Raw genomic sequence first — 6,537 nt, forward strand, 5'->3', positions numbered from 1 at the left:
CTTTCCGCCGGCGTGCGTGTGTGGATGCGCCGAAATGCGTTGTGGAGCGTATACGAACGTCGCGTCGCGTAGCGATCCTGATGCGACACCCCAGACGACCAGAGCCGGGCGACCCGCGTCGCCCGGCTTGATTCCCTATCGTCCGACCCGAAGGACGCGGCCCCGCCCGGGGCGCGGAGACGGGACGGACCCAGTTTCGCCCGCCGTCAGGACGGGCCGGCCGGGCGTGGGGACGCCTGGAGGCCCAAGGCGGAGCGGACGGTCGGCCCGGGTCGGCGGCGGGGACGCCGGCCCGGCCGGCGCGATCCCGGGCGTCCGGGGCCGCACGGCCTCGCGGGCAGGCCCTCGCAGGCCGCCCGCAGGAGCGGGGAACCGCCCCTCCCGCACGCCCCGTCCCGAAGACGCAACGCGCCGCCGCCGGCCTCCCGAAGGGCGCCGGGCGCGGCGTGCCGTGGTGACAAGAAACGAGAGACGACGCTGGCGCGCCGCGGCTCAGCCGGCGCGGTCGGCCGAGTCCGCCTCGCCCAGCGCCAGGAAGCGCGGCGCGTCCTTCGACAGCCAGCCGGCGGTGCGCAGGACCTGCATGCGGGTGCGGCTGACGGGAATGCGCTCGCCGTTGGTCAGGACCAGCGTGGCGCGGTCGCCCTCCGGCTCCACCGCGCGCACCGCCCGGCGGGCCACCCAGTGCGAGCGGTGGACCTTCAGCCCCTCCTCCGGCGCGGTCTCGGCGATGGCGTCCGAGAGGCGCATCAGCAGCATCTCCTCGCCATGCTCGGTGGCGACGCCGACGTAGTGGTCGCTCATCGACAGGCGCAGGAGCGCGCCGCGCTTGCGCTGCGGCAGGCGGCGCAGGATGGCGGGCGCCGGCCGGCGGGCGGGGGCGGCGAAGGCGATCACGCCGCCGTCGGCGGGCGGCGCCTCGGCGGAGGGCGCGGGCGACGGGACCGCGGGCGACGGGGCCGCCGGCGGATCCTGCGGCGCGGGCGCGGCGGAGGCGGCGGGCCCGGCCGTCGGCTCCGGGGACCGCGCAGAGTCCGGGGCCGGGCTCTCAGCGGCCGCCACGGGCGTCGGCGCGGCGGGCCGCGGGGCGGCCTGCCGGGCGGAGGCGGCGGGGGCGGCGGAGGCGGAGGCGGCGGAGGCGGAGGCGGCGAAGGCAGGGGCGGGGGCGGGGGCGCCCTCGCCGGTCAGGGCGCCGAAGCCCAGCGGCTGGCCCAGCGCCAGCCGGGTCTTGACCACGATCACCGTGGCCAGCAGGGCGCAGAGCGGGGCGGCCACCGCCGCCTCCGCCAGCCCGAAGTCGCGATGCATCAACGAGGCATGGGCCGGCGCCATCAGCAGCAGCAGCGGCGTGGCCAGCGCCACCCCGGCCAGCAGGCTCGCCAGCGGCCGCGGCCCCAGCCGCGCCTCGGCCAGGCAGACGGTGAAGGTCGTGGCCACCCAGGCCGCCGCCATCCCCGCCCCCCAGAACGCCGCGCGCCCGGCCGGCCCGTAGACCTCGCCGGTGCCCGCCGGGCCGATCGCCGCGAACAGCGCCGCGGTGAGGAAGCAGACCACCCAGAGGCGCGGGCTCGACAGCCCCTTGCGCCAGTCCCGCATCGCCTCTTCGAACCAGTTCATCCTCGACCCCACACCTGCCTGGAGCGCGCCTCGCCTGCCAGTTACGGCCCGCTTTAAGATTTGGTTCATCTCCGATCAAGAAAACGCGATCCGCCGTCGCGCGGTCGAGGGGGATTCCCTCCGGAGCGTTGCGCGGATATCTCTCCGCCCCATGGACGCCTTCCTGAACGTGGAGCGCTCCGCCCTCGGCCGTCGCTGGGTCGGGCCGGGCGCGGAGACAGAGCGGCTCGGCCTCGCCATCGCCCAGCGCCTCGAGGCGCCGGAGATGGTCGGCCGCGTGCTGGCCGCGCGCGGCGTGGCGCCGGAGGCGGCGGCGGCCTATCTCGCCCCCACCCTGCGCGAGCTGATGCCCGACCCCTCGGCGCTGCGCGACATGGATCTCGCGGCCGACCGGCTGGCCCGCGCGGCGCGGGCCGGCGAGACGGTGGGCCTCTTCGGCGACTACGACGTGGACGGCGCCGCCTCGACCGCGCTGCTGGTGCGCTGGCTGCGCGCGATGGGGATCGCGGCGAAGGTCCACATCCCCGACCGGATGACCGAGGGCTACGGCCCCAACGTCCCCGCGATGCGGGCGCTGGCGGCGGAGTGCTCGCTGATCCTGTGCCTCGACTGCGGCACGCTCGCCCACGCGCCGATCGCCGCGGCCGTCGAGGGGGGGGCCGAGGTGCTGGTGATCGACCACCACCTGGGCGGCGAGACCCTGCCCCCGGCGCTCGCCGTGGTGAACCCCAACCGCCAGGACGAGAGCGGCGAGCATGGAGCCCTTTGCGCGGCCGGCGTCGCCTTCCTGCTGCTGGTGGCCGCCAACCGCACGCTGCGCGCGCAGGGCGTGGCCGGGCCGGACCTGATGGGGCTGCTGGACCTGGTGGCGCTGGCGACGGTGGCGGACGTCGCGCCCCTGACCGGGCTGAACCGGGCGCTGGTGCGCCAGGGGCTGAAGGTGATGGCGCGGCGCGACCGGCCGGGGCTCGCGGCGCTGGCGGACGCGGCGAGGCTGGCCTCGGCCCCCGCGGCCTACCACCTGGGCTACGTGCTGGGACCGCGGATCAACGCCGCCGGGCGCATCGGCGCCTCGGAGCTCGGCACGCGGCTGCTCGCCACCGACGACCCGCACGAGGCCGAGGCGCTGGCCGAGCGGCTGGAGGAGCTGAACCGCGAGCGCCGCGAGGTCGAGGCCGGCGTGCTCGACGCGGCCCTGATGCAGGCCGAGGCGCGGGGCGTCGAGGGCCCGCTGGTCTGGGCCGCCGCGCAGGGCTGGCATCCCGGCGTCGCCGGCATCGTCGCCTCCCGCCTGAAGGAGCGGTTCGACCGCCCCGCCGTGGTCGTGGCGCTGGCGGGCGAGCAGGGCTCCGGCTCCTGCCGCTCGGTCCCCGGGGTGGATATCGGCGCCGACGTGGCGGCGCTGGCGGCGGAGGGGCTGATCGTGAAGGGCGGCGGGCACCGCATGGCCGCGGGCCTGACGGTGCGGACCGAGAGCCTGGAGCCCGCCATGGCCCGCCTCGCCGAGCGCCTGGCCCGCCAGGGCGCCGGCCGGAGCGGCCCGCAGGACCTGCGCCTCGACGGCGCGCTCTCGCCCGGCGGCGCGACCCCCGACCTGGTGGAGATGCTGGAGGCCGCGGGCCCCTACGGCGCCGCCTCCCCCGCGCCGCGCTTCGCGATCGCGGGCGTGCGGGCGGGCTATGTGAAGCCGATGGGCGAGGGTCACCTGCGGATGCGCCTGCAGGGCGCGGGCGGCTCGATCGACGCGGTGGCCTTCCGGGTGGCCGACACCCCCCTGCACGCGGCCCTGGCGCAGAGCGCCGGCGCCGTCCTGCACGTCGCCGGCCGGCTGGAGACCGACGACTGGGGCGGCCGCCGCCGCGCCCGCCTGCGCATCGAGGACGCCGCCCCGGCGCGCTGAGCGCCCCGCCGAGATCCCAAGCCGATATCCCCGTCGAGATCCCTGTGGGGCCGCCGCTCCGCCTCTTGCCCGCGCAGGTCCTCCGCTTCGCCGGGGGGGCCCGAGCTGCGCCGTCCGGCCTCGGCCCCGACCGCGTCGGGCGACGTCGCCCGCCCCGCGACGCCGCGCCTCTCCCCCGGCGACGAAACTCGTGCCCGTCTCGGCTCCGCCCCCTCTTGCCATCCCTCCGCGCCCCCATTACAGACGCCCCCGGAGCGCCCTTCGTCTAGCGGTCTAGGACGCCGCCCTTTCACGGCGGAAACACGGGTTCGAGTCCCGTAGGGCGTACCACTCCAAGATTTTTTATATTTTTCAGCGAGTTGCGCGTGAGCGACTGCGCAAACCGGCAGAAATGTGTGGCAACTTGTATGGCAGCTTGTCCCACTGAGGGAATCTTCGGCTGGAGCCGCTCAAGGCCGACAGGAGGGGGGGATATCTCGACACCCTCGAAGGGCCCCTAGGAATCTTACCGCCCCCCCCCCGTCCGAACCGCCGCCCGGCGCGACGCCTTGGGATGGAAGGAGACGAAGGCTCGTCCTCGACGACCTTCAGGACGACTGGCACAAGATCCTGTGACGACAGGGAAATTCCGAGAGGGCATATTTATGTCGTAGCCGGGGGCGCAGCCCCCCTCCCCCGGTTCAATCCACAGATTGAACCCCCTTAGGATTCTGTAGGATACGATAGGGTCCTGTAGGATATCCTTAGGATTCCTGGGGTTTCTTAAGACCTCTTTACCCAACCCCACCCCAACCCCCTCCCCTCTTCCCCTCTATGGTCCCTGAGGATTCCTAGGGATCTATCCTAAGGTCTCTATGGTCACTCCCTAGGATCCCTCAGGGGTCATAGGATCCTTCCAAAGCCCCTCATAAGGATCCTAGGTAGAGCCGCGGCCTTTCCTCGGCCCCTTCTTCGGCTTCTTCCGATAGTCCCCGTCGGGCACACCCCTCTGCCACCGCGTGAGAAGCCCGTGTGTCGCCCTCCAGAACTGCCATGACTCAGACCCTACGTCGTGTCTGTCGGCTCTCTGGGCGGCTTAGAGGCACAGAGAGCGACACGGATGCGCCAAGCAAGGCCAACACCCGGTGCGGCCCCAAGGCGGTCGGGTCGAGGGTATCGCCCGAGAGACTCTGAGAGCCCCCAGAAGCGGAGCCTTGGATTTTTTGCACCCGACCACCTGAGATTCCGACATGGCCGGTCAGTGAGTCGCTCAGGGTCTCTCAGGGGATTCCCGTGCGGCGGCGAGCGGCTCTGTCGCCCCATTTCGAAAGGGCATGTCCGTAAGCCGTGTTGGTCCGCTGTACGGACCTCTCGGCCCTGACCTGCCGGTCACGCCAAGCACAGAGGATGGCTGACCCTAACCCTGAGCTGACCTCTAAGCCAAACGCCACAAACCGCCGCCCCTTTCTGCGGATCTCGATCGCAGTTGGAGTGTCTGATGTAACGATCAGGGTCGCTGATCTGCACCTCAGGCGCTTAGCCGAGAAACGGCCAGTTACTCTACCAATATCACCTGCAGCACTTTTCTGCCGACCATCGGGATGCCATGGTGCCGACAACCTTTAAGGCCGAGAGCGCGAGGCCGCTCAGAATGTGTGAGTCTTCATTGGGAAACGAGGTGGAAATTCCGTGCGTAGCGAAATAAATGTAGGAAATGCCGAAATGATGAGGCATTCCATCTCAGCAACTCTTTTCATATTGTCCACATCGGCCGCCACGGGCGCCATGGCCCAGGATGCGGCCATTGCTGCGGCGCCGAAGCTTTATTCATTTGATATCTTTTCACTGCTTTCGTTTGGCCTAACAATTACTGCACTACTTCTGTCTTTTTTCATGGCTTGGCTGTCTTGGCAATTCTACGCAAAGTCTGTTGATGCAAGTGAAAAGACACATGAGACGGTCACTAAGATTGAGGCACTCGTGGGTGGCGTACAGAGTAATATCTCAGAGATTGTAAATCGAGCTGTAACACATTGGGTTGAGGGGAAGGAATCATCGGACCTCGGAGAGGCAAGCCAAGATTTAATGAGCAAGTTTGGCGAGCTAGAAGAGGCAATAAAAGCAGGAAGTTCAATTGATCAGAATGAATTATTGAAAGACATTAAAGACCTGCGCGCACAGATGGAGGCATTGAGCCGAACATCTCGCGAAATGCAGATTAAGACAATCTTTCCGCGATATGGATCAGAGAGGAAAGTGGTTGAAGCCGAACAAGAGATAACCTCGAGCGATGGGTCTTCTCAAACAGGCATTCTGCGCGTAAAAATTCTACATCCGACAAAAATTGCCACGGCCACCCTTCGATTTGATCCGGCGTTCGCACACCCCCCGAAAGTGACAGCTGAATTGGTGGCTTCACCTTCGGAGGATATGTCCACGATTTCCGCAAAGCCCGGCTCTCCATCTAAGGGAGCCTGCAACTTCCACATCAATAGCAAATCCGAACTGCCAAAGGGTGAGTATACGTTCGAGTTCAAGGCCGTTTCTGCTCAATAAAAAAGTAAAGTCAGGCATTCGCAGTGTCGGTTTCTCCGCCATCACATGGACCAGCGCGGCGGAGCTACCTTCCCATTGCGATGCCGGCCAGTCCGAACAAGGGGGCACCACGTGCGTCCGCTTGTTTACGCATCGCTTGCATTCATCCGTAAGCGCCCGGTCTCACTGCCCTGCCTGACATAGAGACGGTTCGATAGTGTCCACCACGGGATAGTGGACACTATGAGGCCCTGATGGCGCGTCGGACGAAGCGGCTTTGGACAGACGAGGAGAAGCGTTCGATCTGTTTGCAGACGACGGCCCCCGGCGTGTCGGTTGCGCGGGTGGCGCGGCGTTACGCGATGAACGCCAACCTGATCTTCAAATGGTTGCGCGACCCGCGCTATGCGCCGGAGCCCCCGGCAGAGCCGGATGCTGCTTGTTTCCTTCCTGTCGAGATCGTCGATCAGCCTATGCATGACGATGGCAAAGCCGCCGCCGATCCC

At 68.7% G+C, this 6,537-nt stretch carries 4 protein-coding genes and 1 tRNA gene; 4 read left to right on the forward strand and 1 reads right to left on the reverse strand.

The window, feature by feature from the left end:
- Nucleotides 1-492 precede the first annotated feature (492 nt).
- Complete coding sequence (locus tag BM064_RS17135) at nucleotides 493-1,617, reverse strand: LytTR family DNA-binding domain-containing protein (RefSeq protein ID WP_092861510.1); 1,125 nt, start codon at nucleotides 1,615-1,617, stop codon at nucleotides 493-495.
- A 151-nt stretch (nucleotides 1,618-1,768) separates the two neighbouring features.
- On the opposite strand from BM064_RS17135, the gene recJ reads away from it, so the two are divergent.
- The 4 genes from recJ to BM064_RS17150 all read left to right on the forward strand — a co-directional run.
- Entirely contained in the window at nucleotides 1,769-3,517 is a 1,749-nt protein-coding gene (gene recJ / locus BM064_RS17140; RefSeq protein ID WP_092861512.1) for a single-stranded-DNA-specific exonuclease RecJ, read from the forward strand.
- Between the two features lie 254 nt (nucleotides 3,518-3,771).
- Nucleotides 3,772-3,847: transfer RNA gene (locus tag BM064_RS17145), tRNA-Glu, on the forward strand.
- Between the two features lie 1,371 nt (nucleotides 3,848-5,218).
- Nucleotides 5,219-6,052: a hypothetical protein gene (locus BM064_RS26980; protein WP_143103361.1), complete on the forward strand. Its 834-nt coding sequence runs from the start codon at nucleotides 5,219-5,221 to the stop codon at nucleotides 6,050-6,052.
- Nucleotides 6,053-6,285: 233 nt separating this feature from the next.
- The coding region (locus BM064_RS17150; RefSeq protein ID WP_092861553.1) for a transposase at nucleotides 6,286-6,537 on the forward strand (252 nt) is incomplete at its 3' end.

Origin of the sequence: Albimonas pacifica (assembly GCF_900113695.1) — a bacterium.
GTDB classification, from domain to species: Bacteria; Pseudomonadota; Alphaproteobacteria; order Rhodobacterales; family Rhodobacteraceae; genus Albimonas; species Albimonas pacifica.

Bases quoted from the DNA above. Each gene is read 5' to 3' on its own strand.
- BM064_RS17135 (WP_092861510.1), bottom strand. From the start codon at position 1,617: ATGAACTGGTTCGAAGAGGCGATGCGGGACTGGCGCAAGGGGCTGTCG.
- recJ (WP_092861512.1), top strand. From the start codon at position 1,769: ATGGACGCCTTCCTGAACGTGGAGCGCTCCGCCCTCGGCCGTCGCTGG.
- BM064_RS26980 (WP_143103361.1), top strand. From the start codon at position 5,219: ATGATGAGGCATTCCATCTCAGCAACTCTTTTCATATTGTCCACATCG.